Genomic DNA, 1,699 nt, shown 5'->3' with positions numbered 1-1,699 from the left:
ACTAGCGGCCTTGTTATGCGCCGTTGGCGCGGATGGATCAGGCCGAGGGCGGGGAGCAGAAGCTCTACTACTTTCACACCGATCAGATTGGTACGCCGCTGGAGATGACTGACCGGGAAGGGCAGATTGTCTGGCAGGCGACATACAAGGCGTGGGGCTCGGTAGAAAAGCTTGAAGTGAACGAGGTCGAACAGAATCTGCGGTTTCAGGGGCAGTATTTTGACGACGAGACGGGGCTGCACTACAACACGTTTCGGTATTACGATCCGGAGGTGGGGCGGTTTGTTACGCAGGATCCGATTGGATTGGATGGGGGGGATAATCTCTATCGCTATGTACCTAATCCCACAAGTTGGGTTGACCCATGGGGGTGGGAGTGCTGGAGTACCGCGAGGAAGAAGTATTGGAAAGCTGAAGCAAAAGCACCCAGCCAAGTGTACTCACCAGCCAATCTGGCAAATATGGCGGAAGGGAAGGCTCCTAAAATAACTGCCAAGATTTGGAACCGAAAGACAGGGAAAATAGAAACTAAAGATTTTTCAATGGAGCTTCATCACGATCAAATTCCCCAGCGAATAGGCGGTGATGGCGTTCACGGATCTTCGAATTTGCTTGCTTTAACCCCTTGGGAGCATGAAGCGGTGGATTCCTTCAGACACACAGGGTCAAAATTAATGGAAGTAGTAAGAGGAGTAGGACAATGGTAAGTCGCGGAGCAGAAATTGCGAAAAAAATAGTTTGCTCAGGCGAGTATCAACGAGTCTTGGATGATTTGAGTGTCTCGTTGAAAATGCCTGTTGAACCAAGTTATGACGGGATGTTGATCGAATTTGATGGCGAGGTTATAGAGTTATCTAAACTCAACGAATCAGAACTGTTGTTTGCTGTAGCATCTAGGGCAACGGAGATAAAGTCATATTCAATTAAAAAATTTATTGCTACGGATAATGCCCCGTGTGAGCAGGAATACCCATCAGGAGAGCAGCCTGAAGAAGATGACAATACAGGTGAAGAATCTGAAGGCGTCTACTCTCAGGGTTTTTTGCTTATAAATATTGTGGAGTTTTTACTTGCTGAGAAAGGAAATCAATGTCTCTTGGATTTTCTAAAAGCCTCTAGAATTCCAAAGGCTGGCGCTTACGCGAAGCAAGTACGTACTTTTATTAGCTAAAATCATAAGTTGGTGCTTCAAGTCATGGCAGGTTGTTATTGGTAGGAGTGATGTCTGGCTTTACGAGGTTAGACATGGTGCGGATTGTAGGATGGTGCTCTTTTAAAATTTGGACTGGTAGGCTGCTGAAAAACGCATCGACAACCTGACCCGTCGATTCAGCTACAACCTCGGCGGGCACCTGACGCGGGTTGACGAAATCGGCTACGGCGAGCGCGCCGAACGGCCACAGCGCCACACCGAATTTGAACGCGACACCATCGGCCGACTGTTGGCCAAGCTCAATGCCGATGCCCGTCAGGATTACACCTATGACGACGGCGATCGCTTGCTGTCCATCGAACGCTTGCCCACCGCCCACGGCAAAAAACTCGGCGTCAGCGAAGAGAAACTCGACTTCACCTACGACCTGCTGGGCCGTCTGATCAAAGAGACCACGCCGCAAGGCGCCTTGTCTTACGACTACGATCCGCTGAGCAACCTGACCACGCTGACCCTGCCCACCGGCCAGCACCTGAACCACCTGTA

Annotated in this window: 1 protein-coding gene and 2 pseudogenes; all 3 read left to right on the top strand. The window is 50.0% G+C overall.

The genetic code is table 11. From position 1 onward, the window contains the following. Nucleotides 1-14 precede the first annotated feature (14 nt). Nucleotides 15-707 (top strand): annotated as a pseudogene (locus AEQ67_RS31530) (RHS repeat domain-containing protein); the annotation flags it as partial. Next, nucleotides 701-1,171 (top strand): hypothetical protein, encoded by a 471-nt coding sequence (locus tag AEQ67_RS31525; protein WP_059407650.1) that lies wholly within the window; start codon nt 701-703, stop codon nt 1,169-1,171. The pseudogene AEQ67_RS31530 and the gene AEQ67_RS31525, both read left to right, overlap by 7 nt. 127 nt (nt 1,172-1,298) lie before the next feature. Continuing rightward, nucleotides 1,299-1,699: pseudogene (locus AEQ67_RS34515) on the top strand (type IV secretion protein Rhs); the annotation flags it as partial.

Origin of the sequence: Pseudomonas sp. RIT-PI-q, assembly GCF_001297125.1 — a bacterium.
In the GTDB taxonomy this organism is placed as follows: Bacteria; Pseudomonadota; Gammaproteobacteria; order Pseudomonadales; family Pseudomonadaceae; genus Aquipseudomonas.
The sequence above is the reverse complement of the archived record's forward strand: the minus strand, read 5'-3'. Positions and strand labels throughout refer to the sequence as shown.

Excerpts from the sequence above, each read along its gene's own strand:
- AEQ67_RS31525 (WP_059407650.1), top strand. The coding sequence starts at position 701 with ATGGTAAGTCGCGGAGCAGAAATTGCGAAAAAAATAGTTTGCTCAGGC.